We start from the raw sequence: 17,238 nt of genomic DNA, 5'->3' as shown, positions 1-17,238 counted from the left end.
CGAATATAAGCGTTTCGGCAATATGTCGAAACGCTTCACTTTACTTTTGGTCATAGCTAATCGAACGTTTGAAGCGCACAGCATCTACAAAAAAATATATAATGGGTATGCATTCGGTCAAGATGAGAAAAGTCATTTCCCCATGCTTAAGCAATTCTGTTAGCTCTGGGGCAGTCCGCGCCATGAGCAAGCATAAAGCGATCATAGCTGCAGTCATCGAGAACGAGAATGGTTTATGATCCTCTAATGCAAATGTATGGGTAAGTGCGATGACAGACACGAATAAGAAAAGGCTAATTTTAATAAATAAGCTTGATAACCATACGGATATGAGGATAGGATCTAAATTTTCAAGAAACGTACCGATTCGTACGTAACTGATTAATTCAAGTTCCGGGAAAAACATGTTGGCAGATAATTTGGTTCCAAAAATCAATAGGGTCGGTATCAAATTAGCCAAAATTATAAATACGGATGTTGCCACTGCCCAAATAATCGACTTCATCGTATTATGCTTCTCGGCAAAGTAGGGGAAGAGGAACAAAATAAAGTTCATCTGGCCATAAAGAGCCATGACAATGTACATGCCGCTCCATATCCCTTTGGGTCTAAAATGGTTCGTCAATGCGATCCACATGTCCGGGTTCATAGTGCTGCCGACGAAGAGAGGGACAATTAGAACACCTACAACACTTAAGAAAAAGATGCCTTGGGCAGAGCGGAAAATAGTTTCTACTCCAGATCGCACAGCATAAGCCACGCATAGGCCGAAGAGAGATGCTACAGCCCAATCAGGGGTATTTGGTAAATACACATCGCTGATGAAATCCTGCAGCTCTCTCATTACAAACGATGCTGAGAACAAGAAAGAGAATATCATTATGGCAACGAGCGGATAATGAATCCATCTTCCGATAATTGTATGTCCGTAATGACCAAAAAATTGAGTCGGGCGCTTAAGACCTAATCGAAATGAAACATAGGTAAATCCAATACCTGCAAGGGCACCTGCAATTAAAGACAGCCATGCAGCAAAACCCGCCTTCTCAACTAACGTCCCCATTAAGAAACCGAGAATGGTTGTAAACAAGTATTGTGTAAAGAGCATATATATCTGTAATTGGGATACTCGTCCCAAATAGTTCGTCATGATTTCGTACCACCCCCAGCGATATAATTTTCAATGGACATGAAGATGCTTTGAACGAGTCGAGCCATTGTAAATTTATCCTTGAATATATATAGCGTTTCTGTCCCTAGAAAGAGGAATAGTGCCGTCCCCAGCACGATAAAGTAAGTCCTCTGCTTTCGCTGTTTTCGTTTCAGGTAAAACCATTCGTAACCAATAATGCATCCAAAAGCGATCCCGATAAGTATCATGATCAAGCCCCCGTGTCTTTAAGTGTTTGTATTCGGAGAGGATGCTTTTCCGTACCTAAATGCTTTATGAGAATTCGAGCCTGAATGTCAAACTTAACTTTTTTGGCATAAAGGTAACGCCATTGCGGTTCGATGGTCATCCATTTATTCGGATAATTCCAATCGATATATTGGCCGATTTGGAACGCATCCGAGCCTGCTTCTTGTGATTTTCTTATTGCCATAGACATGCGGTCCTGAACAAGAGTCGCAAGGTCGTGTTCAAGAACGGCCAGCTGCTTCGCGTCCAGAAAGTCGATATCAGATTCGGACGAGATGAGATCAGCGCTAGCTCTGCTTTGGATATTTATGGTGATTTGATCACCGGATAAAACCGGTTTTATCGATGTACGATTATTTTTTACCATGAAGCTAACTTCCTTCCCGTCTATTGTGGAAGGAACCGTGATCTCAGAATCCCTTACTGTCCCCTGTACCCACATTGCTCCGCGCATTTCATTCGTATCCAATGTCCCTACCATCTTTCCAAGCTTGAAAATGGCAGCTCCATCGGTACCCATCCATTGCTGAGTTTTATTTTTTTCACTAGGCACGGTTTTCATCTCAAAGCTAAGCATTGGTATGAATAGATCTCCGCCCGAGTAGGTAGCCATGAGGGCATCCTTAACGGTCGCACGGACGGTGATATGCTGTTTGGCATAGGCCACCAGGATATCTACGGGAAAACGCTCGAATACAACAGGAACTGCCATCATTTTCTTAACCTTACCCTCTGTAACGAACATGCTGGCATTGATATGAAAGCGTGGCTCGCGGGCGATAAATTCTAATACGGGCAAAATCCCTTCTTTAGCCAGAGCATTCCCTATAACGACGATACTTGTTTGTCCGAACGTAATTTTTCTTGAAAGGTCCGATTGAATAAACCGATAGGCCTCCCCGATGTCACGCCCCGTTTTCGTAATATAGGTATAGGGTTTGCCAGTTTGCCCACCGGAACCGCCGGATTGTCCTGGAATGAGGCGATTAGGCAGGGGGAAGCAGAGAGTAACCTCAATTCCAGACTCGGATTTATCAAGCAGCATCATTTTCACGAAGGCCCGGTCATTGATTTCGATAGAATTCCAGCAGCCAGTTAGCAGTAATAAAGGGCATAGCGTAATCAACGTCCATAAAGTAACGTAAGCGGGAAATTTGGACTTAATCATTACTATCCTCCTCCGAATACGACCACTTTCGAGTAACCTTTCCTTGTCTCGTTTTATTCGGTGCAGCCTGCATCGGGCGTTTTTTCATGAGCCACCACGGAGCACGAACTAGAGTATCCTTCAGATCACTCGGGACGAAAGGGGCGATCGGGGATAAATACGGCATTCCGAAGGAACGCAGATTGATAAGGTGGATGTAAAGAAATAACATGCCGCAGGCAATTCCGAACAATCCAAAGAATCCGGCTAATATCATAATTGGAAATCGCAATAAACGAAAGGCCAGTCCCAGATCGTAGTGAGGACTGATGAATGAAGCAATGCCTGTTAAAGACACAATGATCACCATTGCCGCTGACACGATGCCTGCCTGTACAGCTGCAGTGCCAATAATAAGCGCTCCAATAATGGATACCGCCTGCCCGATGGATTTGGGGATACGAATGGCTGCTTCCCGCAGTGCCTCAAAAGAAATTTCCATAATAAAGGCCTCGATTAAGGCTGGAAACGGCACAATTTCTCTGGAAGACATGACGGTGACAAGCAATTTTGAAGGAATAATCTCCGGATGAAAGGTCGTAATTGCGATATAGGTAGACGGCAGAAGCAGCGAAACGAATAGAAAAAAGTATCGGATCCATCGAATCCAGGTCGAAGCAATGAAACGCTGGTAATAATCCTCAGAGGATTGCAGCAGCGTCATTAAGGTAACCGGAGCAATAAGCACAATCGGGGTCCCGTCGACGATAATAGCTACACGCCCCTCAAGAAGTGCTGCAGCCGTGATATCCGGTCTTTCCGTATATTGCAGCTGCGGGAAAGGAGAGAAAGGAGTATCATCCAAAAATTCCTCGATAGTGCTGCTTCCCAAAACGCTATCGATGTCAATTTTCGACAACCGATATTTCACTTCATCCAGTAAATCTTTCTTGCAGAGGCCGTCAATGTAACCAATTAACACCTTGGTCTGGGTTAACGTTCCAATCCGCAGGGTCTCCGTCTTAAATTTTGGCGTTCTCAAACGTTTGCGAATTAAGGTCAAGTTAATACTGGCATCTTCTATAAAAGCCTCTCGTGGTCCCCTGATACCGGATTCGTTGGGCGGCTCTTCAATAGCACGTTTTGAATACTTGGATAGAGGGAGTTCAATTATTCTTTGTTCACCGTCTATAATAAGAACGGCCTTGCTATCCAGAATAGACGATATCCCCTCCGAAAGCGTGAACAGGAATCGGTAGTCCGAAACCGACAATTGCTTACGGTCGAAGAGCTGCTTGCGGAATTCATCGGCATTCGCCGCATCCATACGAAGAACAATCTTAAGAACATCCTCCTGCAAAGTGGTTAAATCGATCATTCCGCGCAAATAAATAATGGCGCACTCCACCACTGGACCTGCAATAAAGTTGTGGTAAGCTACATCTGAATTGTCGATCAATTGCCTACGAATCCAAGCTAACCGTTCTTCAATCGGATAAGTATCGGCCTCCACAGGCTCAGGTTCAATTTGACCGTGGTTCATATCGTTTTCTTCGCGGTGCTCAGGGTTCTGTTTCATAAACCAATGGAAATAGGTCATAAAGTACCTCACACTGATGTATTATCGGTATTAACCAATTTTTCCATTTATCGTTATTTTAAACTAAACATAAATAATCAGGTGTCTAATATGAAAATGAACAATAAGCGCTGAACGAGAACGACCAAGGGTCAGGTTTGAGATTTTCAATAAGGTCATTTATTTATGTTGGTAAGGTATTTGGGAGCCGGCTATGGTAAAATCCTCATATAAGTAATAACCGTTTATTATATCACTGAAGAGAAGAAGCGGGGGAAATGGTATTGTAAAACTCATTCCTGCAAAATAATCGAGAAAGAGGCTGCCCGATGACAACCTATTGCAAACGTTGCGTCAGCGACGAGGCTTTGGCCGATGTCAGTTTATTTGCTATTGAGAACCGACGTGAATTGCACCCTTCTTATGGTACCTTGGACATGGTCTCCCTGTTATGTTCTCATATTACGCAAGGCCATCTGATTTACATCACGAATACTGACAATCAGGTGCTCGGAATGATGACTTACTATCATGGAACGCCTGAAAAACAATTCGAGGATAAGGAAATTGCCTTCGTAAACTTTGCCATTATGGACAAAGCATACCGGGGGACACGCCTCTTTGTTAAAGGACTGTATTACATGATTGAGCTGATTATCGAAGCCCATCCGGATGTAGAGGAGCTCAGATTCAACGCCTTAACGGAAAATACATACTTATGCAGACTTTATTCCAAATTTGCGATTGCCAGCCATACCCAGGAGGGTATCCTTGGGGAAGAGACCGTATTTTGTGCTAAAATTCACCATTTAAGGACTACCTTAACTCGATATATCAAGGTATAATTGAGTAAAGAATACATTTTTTTGACACGAAATGGAGGATAACACATGTTTTTGCCACCACCTAATATCGACAAGAAAACTGGCGGTAAATTGGGGAGATTCGCTATTCTCAATGACACCCTAAGAGCAGTTCCGCAAATCCAGCCACAGCCACAACCACAACCGGCTAAGTAATGTTTTTTTTATGCCGGCCATGCACCACGGAACTGGATTTCGAGATTTATGTGAAGTTTCTGCTCCGGCATCACGCCGATTTGAACTTGCCGTACGCATTTGCCGTAAAGCTCAGCTTTATAAGTAGTCCGCTCATTTTCGGTAAGGCGATGCTGATCCTCTCGGAAGAGGACTACGATGTGGTTGGAGCTGCCGGTTTCGTCTATGGAACCGGTCCCAACGGCTATGAGGATCGGCATATCTGTCAAGTGGAGGTCGCGTATCTGCGTCCGGAATATCGGCGTACGAGCTTGTTTATGCAAGGTCTGATGAATCTTCTAAGCGAGATAAAAGCGGGCAACCGGGATGTTGAGAAAATTCAGTTTTGGGTTACAGAGGGTCAATCGGAGGAGGAAAGGCTCTTCTCCAAATGGAATGGCTTACTGGGCTCAAAACGCTTTCTCGTGAACGGTCTGATGTGTCATCAGGTGCTTTTTCACGAGCTGGAGGACTATTGCCTCAGGTTCAAAAATCGCTTCCAGAGGATCGAAGGGACAACTTGAATTTCACTTATAGAAAGAAGGCACTGACTATACAGATCAGTGTCTTTTTGCTGTATATTTGGCCCGATAACGGCCAACATTTGCTATTTGCCACAGCCGTTTGTGTAAAAAAATGCAAGATGACAACAATATGTAAGGGTATAGGCTTTTACACATTGTAGATCAATACAAATAGGATAGTACTTTCCATAAGAAAGGAGAAAAGTACAATGAAGTTACATGTAGTGATTGAAGGTAAAGAGTTTCCGATTCAATATGAGCATGCGGATAGCTTTGAATTAGTCGATTTTGCTCCCGACGGGGAAGAAGCCCGTTATCTCGTATTCAAGGATGACTGTATTCTTGGTAGGGACGGCAATCTGCATGCGGACGATTTCCAAATAGACGCCAAATATTAATCTATAAGGCTTCCGGTTTTTGGTACACTAATAAGTTTATCAAAGATCGGTTTTTTATTATGTATGATTTAGAAATCCTATCGGGTTTACTTGAATTTTAAAAATGAACAACTTATAATTCAAATATTCACTTGAATAATGAATGGCGGTGGTTCTAATGGAAGATGCTCAATTAGCACAAATATATAAAGAACAATTATTTTTACAATATGCCCGAATTGGGAAATGCCTTTCCAGTGAGAGAAGACTCGAAATTTTGAGTTTATTATCCAATGGTTCAAAATCGGTAGAAACGATAGCTCATCAATCTGGAATGAACCTTGCCAATGTATCTCGTCATCTTCAAATTTTGCTGGATGCTAATCTGGTGAGATTTACAAAAAAAGGGACTTATGTTATTTACTCTTTGGCAAATCCCATGGTCGCAGAGTTTTTGACGTCTTTATGGAAAATCTCTGAACATCAGCTTTCGGACGTTCCCCGTCTCAAGCAAAATATATATCAGCATTACAATAACGTTCATACAATATCCAAGAAGGAAGTATTGGAGAAGATGAAATCGGGAAATTTCCTTATATTGGATGTTCGTCCTAAAGACGAGTACGAGACGGAGCATATTGAAGGAGCAGTATCTGTTCCAATGGAAGAACTTGACAATTATCTTCAAAATTTGCCGAAAGATACCGAAATTGCAGCCTATTGCCGAGGACCGTATTGTGTATTCACCACGCAAGCCGTTGAGCAGATGCAGAAAAAGGGATTCAAGGCTTATCGCATTGAAGAAGGCGTACATGAATGGCAGACAAGTTCATAGGGTTGTTCTTGAGAAAAGCGCAGCATTTATGCTGCGTTTTTATATATCCTCATTTCAAGTTATGGAAAGGTTATCATTACTTTTTAGAACAGTACTCATTGTATATTATTCAATTATACAATTGAATAATATACCTTTTTATTCTATACTAAGGGAGTTCCATAACCGGACTGTAGGAGGAGGAAAGATGCAATGAAAATGATGAAAGCTATGCAAATTCCGGCCAAGGTGAAAAATGAAGCTGGTCGAAATCCCGGTGCCTCAACCTGGAGAAGGGCAAGTGCTTCTACGTGTAGAAGCATACGGGGTATGTCATGGGGACTCGGTGACTATTAGAGGTGCCGCCTCAGAGTATCCGAGGATTCCTGGGCATGAAGTAATCGGTATCGTGGAGGAGCTTGGGGCAGGTTCGACGAAATGGCGAATAGGGTAGCGCGTCGGTATAAGCTGGCACGGAGGTCACAACCATGAGACGGGTCTAACCCGGCCCAAGTGTTAAAAGCTTTAGGCGGAGCCAAAGTCATTCTTGTTGCTGCGCCTAATGCTAAAGTAAATCGCAGGTACAGAAACCGCTAATGAACAGGGCGGACACCTGGAAGGTCACTTCAATCTGCTGAACGAGCGGTGTCAGAAATCATTAAGCTATGTGAAACGAATGGATGATTCCATCAACAGATCGAAAAGATCTATGAAGCAGTTAACTAAGGAGAAAACAAATGCCAGAAGGTAATTTACCGCTTGAAGATAAGATAAAAAGTCTTCCGGAGACGCTAAAGGAATACGCAGTCTCTCCCGAGAAGCAGTATCAGTTGTACAAGAGAACCATGAGAATCGTCATTGCTTCTCAAATTTTTGGCGGTGCAGGTTTGGCTGCGGGAATCACGGTTGGCGCACTGCTTGCCCAAGACATGCTCGGCACAGACGGGTATGCAGGAGTTCCTTCCGCGTTGTTTACGTTAGGTTCCGCTGCCGCAGCGCTTTTAGTCGGCCGGCTTTCCCAGCGTATGGGCCGCAGGGTGGGGCTTGCCGCCGGTTTTTTGACAGGGGGGATTGGAGCATTAGGTGTAGTTCTCGCAGCAATTCTCCATAATGTGCCGCTGCTCTTCATTTCTTTGTTAGTCTATGGTGCCGGCACAGCGACCAACCTGCAGGCTCGTTATGCAGGTACGGATTTGGCACCGGCTACCCAGCGGGCCAAAGCAATTAGTGCCGCCATGGTCTTCACGACCTTTGGTGCGGTGGCCGGGCCGAATCTGGTCAATGTCACTGGCAAGGTAGCGTCATCCATGGGAGCTCCTGCATTAACAGGTCCGTTTATGCTGGGTGCCGCGGCTTATATTTTTGCCGGGCTGGTTCTTCTCTTGTTTCTCCGCCCCGATCCCCTTGTGGTCGCCAAGGCCATTGCAGATGTAGAGCGGCTTAAGGCTGCGCAAGGCAGCGGATCAAGCAGGCATGAGGCAGAGCTGCGTGTCCATAAGCCGGGGATTATAGTGGGGGCAACCGTAATGGTGCTTACCCAAATCGTTATGATTGCCATTATGACGATGACGCCGGTTCATATGAAGCATCACGGCCATGGACTTGGCGAGGTGGGTATCGTCATAGGCATCCATGTTGCTGCGATGTATTTGCCTTCCCTCGTTACCGGCGTGCTCGTCGATAAATTCGGGCGCACGATGATGTCCTATGCCTCCGGTGTCACGTTGCTATTGGCAGGCTTAGTAGCTGCTTTTGCACCTGGTGATTCAATGGTTCTGCTCATTCTGGCGCTAACTCTGCTTGGTTTAGGCTGGAATTTCGGATTAATTAGCGGGACAGCGGCCATCGTCGATGCGACGCCGCCGCAAATCCGGGCGAAGACGCAAGGCACGGTTGATGTGCTAATCGCTCTAGCTGGTGCCTCCGGAGGTGCGTTGTCCGGTATGGTTGTAGCCCAATCCAGCTATTCCACACTCTCTTTGATCGGAGGGATCCTATCCTTACTGCTTATTCCGGTAGTCGTCTGGTCACGTAAGAAGCGGAATGCAGTCTCTAGCGGAAGAACAGAAAGCATGTAGATTCTAAAACATGTTGAGGCTGGAGGCCGAGGAATCCGCATCCAATCCATGAATCAAAAAATGACTATTTCCCCTCTTATAATGACAATCAAGCCTTGTAAGCCGCTGCTGCAAGGCTTTTTTCGTGTTTTTGCAATTACGTACCGGAATGACTATGGACGGCAATGAAAGCATTACCCTATGATGCAGAGGTGACAGCAAGACTCGGTTCACCGGTGAATCAACTCTGCAGCTTAGTGGAGAGCATCCACGGCATAATCCATTGAAAGAAAGGAAGGGGCGTTATGACCACGGAATCGGCCGCAGCGGCCATCAAGGTATCAGGCGATACGTTGTACCGCAAGCAGCGCATTCGACGTATGCTGCGCAATCGCTGGCTTTACCTGATGCTGCTTCCCGGCATCCTTTATTTTCTTATTTTCAAGTACATTCCAATGTACGGAGTATTGATCGCTTTCAAAAATTATCAGCCGTTTCTCGGTTTTTGGGATAGCGAATGGGTAGGAATGAAGCATTTCAACCGGTTTTTCGGAGATCCTCTCTTTTGGAGATTGCTTAAGAATACATTTGTCCTGGCGATTTACAATATCGTCTTTTTCTTCCCGCTGCCTATTGTGATCGCGCTAATGCTGAATGAGCTGCGCCTGGAGCTGTTCAAACGGATGATCCAGACGGTCGTGTATATTCCCCACTTCATGTCGTGGGTCGTCATCGTATCTATCGTCTATTTGTTCTTTACGACCGAAGGCGGACTGGTGAATGAAGCGTTGAAGTCGCTCGGAGCCGAGAAGATCAACTTTCTGCTCAGCGCCGACTGGTTCCGGACGTTTATCACCGCAGAGGTGATCTGGAAGGAGACCGGCTGGGGCACGATCATATTCCTTGCGGCCCTGGCTGGCGTAGACCCGCAGTTATATGAAGCGGCCCGGATCGACGGGGCTAATCGGCTTCAGCAGCTTCGTCACATTACGGTGCCTGCGATTCGTTCCACGATTGTCATTCTGCTTATTTTGCGGCTGGGACACTTTCTCGACACCGGCTTCGAGCAGATATGGCTGATGCTCAATGCGATGAATCGCGAGGTCGGCGAGGTATTTGATACGTACGTGTACTCGACGGGCATCACGGAAGGGCAGTACAGCTACAGTACAGCCGTCGGACTGTTCAAATCGATCGTCGGTTTGGTGCTGGTCGCAGCCTCTAATTTTATCGCCAAGAAAATGGGCGAGGAAGGGGTCGTATAACACATGGAGAGGAAGGGTAGGCATGGTTAAAGACCGCACCTTCGGCAGCCGGTTATTCGATACGGTGAATGTCACCGTCCTGGTTTTGTTTGCTCTTGTTACATTCATTCCATTCATCTATATTATCGCCGGGTCGTTCGCGACCCAGAAGGAGCTTCTGGAGCGGGGATTCATCCTGTTTCCGACCGAGTTTACACTGAGCTCCTACGAATACATCTTTTCCACCGGGACGCTGCTCAAAAGCTTGGGAATAACCGTCTATATTACATTGGCCGGCACGCTCATCAATATTTTCATGACCTGCTTAATGGCGTATCCATTAGCACGCAAAGATCTGGATTACCGGACGCCGATTCAAATGGCCGTTATCTTTACGATGCTGTTCAGCGGTGGGATGATCCCGACGTTCCTTGTCGTCAAGCAGCTGGGCATGATCGATACCTACTGGTCTCTGTTAATACCCGGTGCGATAAGCGCCTTCAATCTGATTATTCTTCGTAATTTTTTTCAGCAGCTGCCCGACGGTCTTGAAGAATCGGCCAAAATAGACGGCTGCAACGATCTCGGCATCCTGTTTCGAATCGTCATTCCGTTGTCGCTGCCGGCGATTGCTACGTTTTCCCTGTTTTATGCCGTAGGGCATTGGAACACGTTTTTCAGCGCGGTGCTCTACATCAATGATGCAGCCAAATGGCCGATTCAGGTGCTGCTGCGCCAGATTGTCATCATGGCGGATGGCGGCGGGCTGGGAGATTCGACCTCGCTCGCTTCGGACTTCGTTCAACCGCCGGAGCAAAGCATCAAAATGGCGGTCATTGTCGTCTCGACGCTGCCGATTCTCTTGGTCTATCCGTTCCTGCAAAAGCACTTTGCCAAAGGCGTGCTGCTAGGCTCCGTCAAAGGATAAACGGTTTACTCCGTTTGCCGATATCGATATGATGAAATAAGGGGAGGAAGTTTCAATGAAACAACAATTACACAAATCTATGCTTATGGCGTCCGTGTTGACGCTGACGGCTAGTGCTGCTGCTGGCTGCGGCGGCACTAAGGCAACTGATGGGGGAGGACAGCCGGCTGCAGCCGGCGATGCTGCGAAGACAGCTGCACCGTATAAAATGTCGATTATGCTGCCAAGCTTCAATCCGGAGCCGATGTCTACCGACGGAGAAATTTTCAAAAAAATTCAATCGGCAACGAACACCGAGCTGAAGCTCAACTGGGTGCCATCCGCTACCTATTCGGATAAACTGAGCGCTACCGTAGCCTCCGGCGAGCTGCCGAATGTTATCACGGTATTAAATCAAAAAGCGCCGTTCATCGTCAACTCCGTACGATCCGGGATGTTTTGGGAGCTCGGACCCTACCTGCAGGATTACAAAAATTTAAGCCGCATGAATCCGATCGCCTTGAACGCGATTTCCATTGACGGCAAAGTATACGGGATTTACCGCGAACGGGATCTGGCGAGGGACGGGCTGACACTCCGCAAGGATTGGCTCGACAATCTCGGCTTGAAGGAGCCGAAGACGATTGATGAATTTTACAACGTTTTGAAGGCGTTTACGTATAATGATCCGGACAAAAATGGCAAAAACGACACCATCGGCCTCGTCGAGCAGCAGGAGCCTGCAGGCTGGAGAACTATGCTGGCGTGGCACGGTGGCCCTGCCGACTGGGAAGTGAAGGACGGCAAGCTGAGTCCGGCCCACCTGTCCCCGGCTTACTTGGAAACGATGAAGTTTTATAAGAAGCTGTATGATGAAAAGCTGATGAACCTGGATTTCGCCGTGGTGAAGGACGGGCGTCAGGTGATGAATAAAGGGACGGCGGGAGCATGGGTCGCCAACTTGAATGATGCCAATGGCATCGAGGAGCAGGCGAAGAAGGTTGATCCTAAGGCCGAGATGACCCTGATCGGTGCTCTGGAGGGGCCTAAGGGCTTGCGCAGCATCGCCGGGACGGGATCTTACGGAATCTTCATGATTCCGAAGACATCGGTTAAAACGGAAGCCGAGGTGAAGGCCATCCTGAACTATTTCGACAAGCTCTCGGATAAAGACATGCAGAATATGCTGTACAACGGCATTGAAGGACGACAATACACGGTGGAGAACGGTCAGTACAAGAAAACAACCGATCCCAAAATGCTGGTCGAATACGGCATGGGCGATTCCTCCCAGCTGGCGGTGCTGAGAGACCAGGTCACGACCTTCGGCTCCCCGCTCGTGCACCTGCGTGACAAGGTATGGCAGGAGAACGCAAAACGGGCGATTGAAAATCCGGTGAACGCTTTTATCTCGGCTACCTACAGCGAGAAGGGTAAGGAGCTGGATAAGCTGATTGATGATGCGCGCACAAAGTTTATCATGGGCTCTATCGATGAGAATGGCTGGAACAAAGCGGTGGAGCAGTGGAAGCAAAATGGCGGCAGCAAGATCATGGAAGAATACACCGCCGAGTATAACAAGAGCGCAAAGAAGTAACCATTCACGTCCAGCAAAGCCGTGTAGCGGGAGGTCTGTGATTTTTTCCCTCGGCGCTGACCTCTTTTTTGCTATACTAAGGGCATTAAAGACTTAGTACATTGACGTTCCGAAGGAGAAGACATCAGGCATGAGGACACATTCCTATTTCCGCAAATTGATATTGCTAACGCTTGCAGTGGGGGCTTTTCCAGTTCTCATCCTGGGCTGGTATTCGTATAACTATTCTTCCCAGACGGTGCTGGAAAAGGTAAACGAAAGCAACGCGCAAATATTGCGGCAGACACAGCTTCGGGTGGAGCAGACGTTAAAGACGATCGATTATTCCGCCTCCCAGCTGCTTAATACTCCTCTCGTCACGGCGGCTATTGGTAAGCGGCTTACAGCAGCGGATTCGGAAATGATTACCGACGTCTATGACAGTCTTATCGGCATCCAAACGTTTGAGCTAGGGATTAAGGACGTTCTCTTGTACAGCTTGGAAAAGGATTGGATCATCAGTAATTCCGGGATCGACGAGCATAGCCAGCCCGGGATGAAGGGTCTTCTGAAGGAGTTTGCAGCCATGCCGCAAGGCTCCCGGTGGGTCAGTATGGATCTGACCGGGCAGTACAATACTGATCAGGAACCGCTGACGGCTGCAAGCAAACAGACTATAATGATTGTAAAAAAGTGGCCCATCAATTCCTTGCATCCGCAAGGAATGATGGCCGTCATGCTGTCTGCCAAGGAGGCGAATCGTTTTATCGATCTTGAGGACAGCAACGGACAAATCATGATCGTCGACGAGAACAGCCGCATCATAGCCCATAGTGATGATAGCTGGGTAGGCAGGGATGTATCACAGGAAAACTTTATTCACTCCATTGCAGACTCGAAGGAGCCTACAGGATTGCTGCAGTCCGCCATAGGGGACGAGGATATGTCTGTCTCTTATCGCAAATCCGCATATAACGGCTGGATATATATTGCGGTGCTGCCGATTCACGAAATGACGAAGCAGGCGCAGAGCATCGCTTGGACATCCCTGTGGGTCAGCATTCTCGCGTTGGGCATCTCGGTGCTCATCGCTGTTCTAGGCACACGCAGCGTGTACAGCCCGGTCCGCCGTATTTACCGCGTTCTTGCAGATCACCGGGCGACTCGGGAAGGTAAGGACGAATTCGGAGTCATTGCCGATGGGATTCAATCGCTGCTGTCCAATCAATCGAAGCTTCAGTTTCAGCTGGAGGGCCAGCAGGAGCATATGACGGAGCTGCTTGTCCGCAAAATGCTGACAGGCGAGGAAAAGACCGCGACGCTGCAGGAAAGGCTACACTATTACGGCCACACGTACGACTGGGAGAAGAAACGGGTACTTTTGTTCCAGATCGACGATCTGGAGAAGAGCCGTTTCGAGGAGAAGGACCGTGACTTGCTGTTGTATGCGATGAGCAACATAATCTCCGAGCTCGTACCGGGGGAGGAGCGTCTCGTCCCGATTATTTACCGGGACGCGGTTGTACTGATCATCGGTAAGCAATCGGGGACGGATGATGCGTTCAAGGAGCGGTTGTTCCGCATAGCCGAATCCATTCAAGATGCGGTGAAGCGGTACATGTCCATCGAAGCGAGCGTAGGTATCAGCCGGGGCTTTGAGGAATGGGCCGGGGCCGAGCAAGGCTACGAAGAATGTGCAGCAGCACTGAAATACCGCCTCCAGCTCGGGAGGGAGGCTGTCCTGTTCATCGAGGACGTGCAGCCTGACATAAGCAATGAGCCAACGTATCCGAAGGAAGCGGCGGCGCGGGTGCTGGATGCGATTCAGTCGTTAGACCGGGAACGGGCGGGGGAGGCCTTGGCAGGATTTATGGAGAGCGTTTCCAGCCAGGGAGGTCATCCGAACGACTACCAGCTGGCTTTAGTCCGGCTATTCGTAGAATTGATCCGTCTCCTGCAAGATGCCGGCGTCTCGATCTATTCGCTTACCCGCAATGAACGTTCGCTGTTCGATGAACTGATTCAGCTGCAAACGGTAAGGGATATCGAGTCGTGGTTCAACGGGCAGCTTGTCGAACCGGGCATCGCGCTGCTCGAGCAGCGGCGGGAGAAGCAGTTCCGCACGATTTCCGAAGAGGTCAAGCAACTGATTGCTGAAGAATTCGATACCGATCTGACGCTGGAAAAGTGCGCCGCCCGAATCAATTACCATCCGCAATATATTAGCCGTGTGTTTCGACAGGAAACTGGCATCAACTATGTGGATTATTTGGCCCAGTATCGGCTGGACGTCGCCAAGCGCTGGCTGAGAGAGACCGATATGACGGTCACGGAAATCGCCGAGAAGCTGAAGTATAATAATCCGGCCAACTTTATCCGGTACTTCCGTAAAATGGAGGGCATGACTCCTGGACAGTTCAGGGGGAAGGCTTAACAGGAGCAGGCAAGGAGTGTTCCAATAAGCGCTTTGCTCTCCATAGTGCGGTATTGCCTGCAAATTCATGCTCAGGCTAGCGTCAGACAATGATTGATCGTTGTCTGATGCGGCTGGCATGATGGCTGCAGCCTCAATACAAATAAATAACCCATTATTACAATGCGAAAAGGGGGAATAAAACGTGAGGAGAGGCAGAATTAGTATCGCCTATTGGCTGCTTGTTCTCGTCCTGCTGGTTTCGCCAGTCACCGCCTATGCGGAGCCGTCAGGCACCATACTGGCACCGATCGGCGAGCGAAAGCAGGGTGAAGCCTTCACCATCCAAGGAACGACCGGCTTGCCTGAATTGATCGTTCAGATCCTGAGGCCGAATCAAACGATTCTGGAAATGGATCAGCTTACTAAGGAGCAGTTTCTATTCGGTAAAACGGTTACGCTTCCCGCTGACGCTCTGGTGGGCGTCTATACGGTGAAAGCGGGAGCGGGCAGCGAGGCTGCCGTAAGGGATTTCAATGTGGTTGCCAGGAATGGCGGTGGAGAGCCGGGGACGGAACCCGAACCGCAGCCTGCATTAGAGTTAAGCGCGATCAGCTCAGTCGAAGCAGGTGGCGCGATGCGTATTCTAGGCACGACCAATCAGCTTGCCTTACTGTGGAGAGTGTTAGCTCCGGACGGGACGCTGCTCCATGAGCAAGCGATAACTGGAAGCGAGCTGGAGCAGGGCTATGTCTATACGATTCCTGCGGATGCCGTAAGAGGCGAGTATACGCTCAAGGTTGGCAACGACCGAGTGTCGAGGCAGTTTACGTTTCAGGTGACGCGAAACGATACCGGAACGCCAGGAGGCCGACCTCCGGGCGGAAGCGGCCGCAATCACAGCAGCCGAGGCAGCGCGGATATTTCGGCACCGGTGAAGCTGGAACCGCAGCAGGACGGCTCGGTTGCGCTCCTGCTTCAGCCCCAAGGGCCGCCAGATACAGCGGGAATGGTTCAAGTTATTGTCACGCAGGAGATCATTGACCAAGCCATGGCAGAGCTCCAGGCAGGAGCCTTGAAGCTGCGCATCGAGGCTGCGCCAAAGGATGACGCGAAGGCCTATGCCTTTCAATTGCCCGCAGGCGTCCTGCTTGAAAATAGCAAAAACCTGCAATTCGAGCTGCTCACCGAATTGGCCAGTGTATCGTTTCGGACCAGCCTGTTCGCACAGAGCCTAACGGCCGATGCTCAGACCGCTTCTATAACAGTAGGAGAAGCTCAAATGAATGCGCTTTCCCAAGGAGTGGCGGCAGCCATTGGCACACGCCCGGCGGTCATGGTGCAGGCGGCGCTGGATGGGCAGGCGATCAATTGGCCGAGGCTTGATTCGCCGGTCGTCGCCATTCCGTATACCCCGTCGGCAGCTGAGCTGGCCGTTCCGGATGGAATCACGGTTTGGTCTATCGACCGCTCAGGCAATCCGTCTCCGGTACCTAGCGGACATTATGATAGCTCCAGCGGCAAAGTGATCTTCCGTGCGGCACATCCTGGTCATTATGCCGTCATTTATGTGACAAAGACGTTCACTGACCTAGCGGGCTATGCTTGGGCGGAGAAGCCGATTCGGGCGCTCGCAGCTAAGGGCATCCTGACGGGCATTTCTCCGGAAACATTCGCCCCGGAAGCTCCAATCAAGCGCGCTGACTTCGTGCTGCTGCTGAGCCGCACGCTGGAGCTGTCAGCATCTTTCGAGGACAACTTCGACGACGTGCGTCCCGGAGCCTATTATTACGACGCGTTGGGCATTGCTCGAGCACTTGGCGTCACCGACGGAGCTGGCAATAACCGTTTCCAGCCGGAACGCTTGATTTCCAGGCAGGAAATGATGACGCTTACAGAACGGGCACTGCATACGCCAGGACTGCTTGCCGAAAGCAGGGGGACTGATACCCGCTCTGAACTGGAAACATTTGCAGACGCCTCGCAGGTGGCGGACTACGCCGCATCCAGCGTTGCGGCTTTGATTCGTGAAGGGTTGATCGAGGGCAGCGGAGGCTCGCTCCGCCCACAGGATAACACCAGCCGTGCGGAGACGGCTGTCATGCTGTACCGCATAGTACAACACATCGCAGGAGGGATGTAA

Annotated in this window: 14 protein-coding genes; 11 read left to right on the top strand and 3 right to left on the bottom strand. The window is 48.7% G+C overall.

The window, feature by feature from the left end:
* Positions 1 to 40 precede the first annotated feature (40 nt).
* From B1728_RS35000 to B1728_RS34985, 3 genes are all read right to left on the bottom strand, one after another.
* Positions 41 to 1,150: a GerAB/ArcD/ProY family transporter gene (locus B1728_RS35000; protein WP_079915041.1), complete on the bottom strand. Its 1,110-nt coding sequence runs from the start codon at positions 1,148 to 1,150 to the stop codon at positions 41 to 43.
* Positions 1,151 to 1,382: 232 nt separating this feature from the next.
* On the bottom strand, positions 1,383 to 2,588 hold the full coding sequence (locus B1728_RS34990; protein WP_079915039.1) for a Ger(x)C family spore germination protein: 1,206 nt from the start codon (positions 2,586 to 2,588) through the stop codon (positions 1,383 to 1,385).
* Positions 2,581 to 4,167 (bottom strand): spore germination protein, encoded by a 1,587-nt coding sequence (locus tag B1728_RS34985; protein WP_079915038.1) that lies wholly within the window; start codon positions 4,165 to 4,167, stop codon positions 2,581 to 2,583. Before B1728_RS34985 ends, B1728_RS34990 begins: the two co-directional genes overlap by 8 nt.
* 308 nt (positions 4,168 to 4,475) lie before the next feature.
* Here B1728_RS34985 and B1728_RS34980 point away from each other — a divergent pair, with 308 nt between their 5' ends.
* From B1728_RS34980 to B1728_RS34930, 11 genes are all read left to right on the top strand, one after another.
* Entirely contained in the window at positions 4,476 to 4,991 is a 516-nt protein-coding gene (locus tag B1728_RS34980) for a hypothetical protein (RefSeq protein WP_079915037.1), read from the top strand.
* A gap of 224 nt (positions 4,992 to 5,215) precedes the next feature.
* The gene (locus B1728_RS34975) at positions 5,216 to 5,707 is read left to right on the top strand and encodes a hypothetical protein (protein ID WP_144028107.1); all 492 of its coding nucleotides are present in this window, start codon (positions 5,216 to 5,218) and stop codon (positions 5,705 to 5,707) included.
* A 209-nt stretch (positions 5,708 to 5,916) separates the two neighbouring features.
* Entirely contained in the window at positions 5,917 to 6,105 is a 189-nt protein-coding gene (locus B1728_RS34970; protein ID WP_079915035.1) for a hypothetical protein, read from the top strand.
* Between the two features lie 157 nt (positions 6,106 to 6,262).
* Positions 6,263 to 6,919, top strand: a complete 657-nt coding sequence (locus B1728_RS34965) for an ArsR/SmtB family transcription factor (RefSeq protein ID WP_079915034.1) — start codon at positions 6,263 to 6,265, stop codon at positions 6,917 to 6,919.
* Between the two features lie 235 nt (positions 6,920 to 7,154).
* On the top strand, positions 7,155 to 7,352 hold the full coding sequence (locus tag B1728_RS34960) for an alcohol dehydrogenase catalytic domain-containing protein (protein WP_256865629.1): 198 nt from the start codon (positions 7,155 to 7,157) through the stop codon (positions 7,350 to 7,352).
* A gap of 283 nt (positions 7,353 to 7,635) precedes the next feature.
* On the top strand, positions 7,636 to 8,976 hold the full coding sequence (locus B1728_RS34955; protein WP_079915033.1) for an MFS transporter: 1,341 nt from the start codon (positions 7,636 to 7,638) through the stop codon (positions 8,974 to 8,976).
* A 284-nt stretch (positions 8,977 to 9,260) separates the two neighbouring features.
* A complete protein-coding gene (locus B1728_RS34950; RefSeq protein ID WP_079915032.1) occupies positions 9,261 to 10,220 on the top strand; it encodes an ABC transporter permease in 960 nt (319 codons plus the stop codon).
* A gap of 22 nt (positions 10,221 to 10,242) precedes the next feature.
* Positions 10,243 to 11,127 (top strand): carbohydrate ABC transporter permease, encoded by an 885-nt coding sequence (locus B1728_RS34945; protein ID WP_079915031.1) that lies wholly within the window; start codon positions 10,243 to 10,245, stop codon positions 11,125 to 11,127.
* 55 nt (positions 11,128 to 11,182) lie between these two features.
* Entirely contained in the window at positions 11,183 to 12,703 is a 1,521-nt protein-coding gene (locus tag B1728_RS34940; protein ID WP_079915030.1) for an extracellular solute-binding protein, read from the top strand.
* A gap of 130 nt (positions 12,704 to 12,833) precedes the next feature.
* Positions 12,834 to 15,116, top strand: coding sequence for an AraC family transcriptional regulator (locus tag B1728_RS34935; protein ID WP_079915029.1), 2,283 nt, complete (start codon positions 12,834 to 12,836; stop codon positions 15,114 to 15,116).
* A gap of 184 nt (positions 15,117 to 15,300) precedes the next feature.
* Entirely contained in the window at positions 15,301 to 17,238 is a 1,938-nt protein-coding gene (locus tag B1728_RS34930) for an S-layer homology domain-containing protein (RefSeq protein ID WP_079915028.1), read from the top strand.

The sequence above is a fragment of the Paenibacillus sp. 32352 genome (assembly GCF_002042965.1).
Classification (GTDB): Bacteria; Bacillota; Bacilli; order Paenibacillales; family NBRC-103111; genus Paenibacillus_S; species Paenibacillus_S vulneris.
The sequence above is the reverse complement of the archived record's forward strand: the minus strand, read 5'-3'. Positions and strand labels throughout refer to the sequence as shown.

Coding starts and splice junctions, on each gene's coding strand:
- B1728_RS35000 (WP_079915041.1), bottom strand. CDS start 1,150: ATGACGAACTATTTGGGACGAGTATCCCAATTACAGATATATATGCTC.
- B1728_RS34990 (WP_079915039.1), bottom strand. CDS start 2,588: ATGATTAAGTCCAAATTTCCCGCTTACGTTACTTTATGGACGTTGATT.
- B1728_RS34985 (WP_079915038.1), bottom strand. CDS start 4,167: ATGACCTATTTCCATTGGTTTATGAAACAGAACCCTGAGCACCGCGAA.
- B1728_RS34980 (WP_079915037.1), top strand. CDS start 4,476: ATGACAACCTATTGCAAACGTTGCGTCAGCGACGAGGCTTTGGCCGAT.
- B1728_RS34970 (WP_079915035.1), top strand. CDS start 5,917: ATGAAGTTACATGTAGTGATTGAAGGTAAAGAGTTTCCGATTCAATAT.
- B1728_RS34965 (WP_079915034.1), top strand. CDS start 6,263: ATGGAAGATGCTCAATTAGCACAAATATATAAAGAACAATTATTTTTA.
- B1728_RS34960 (WP_256865629.1), top strand. CDS start 7,155: ATGAAGCTGGTCGAAATCCCGGTGCCTCAACCTGGAGAAGGGCAAGTG.
- B1728_RS34955 (WP_079915033.1), top strand. CDS start 7,636: ATGCCAGAAGGTAATTTACCGCTTGAAGATAAGATAAAAAGTCTTCCG.
- B1728_RS34950 (WP_079915032.1), top strand. CDS start 9,261: ATGACCACGGAATCGGCCGCAGCGGCCATCAAGGTATCAGGCGATACG.
- B1728_RS34945 (WP_079915031.1), top strand. CDS start 10,243: ATGGTTAAAGACCGCACCTTCGGCAGCCGGTTATTCGATACGGTGAAT.
- B1728_RS34940 (WP_079915030.1), top strand. CDS start 11,183: ATGAAACAACAATTACACAAATCTATGCTTATGGCGTCCGTGTTGACG.
- B1728_RS34935 (WP_079915029.1), top strand. CDS start 12,834: ATGAGGACACATTCCTATTTCCGCAAATTGATATTGCTAACGCTTGCA.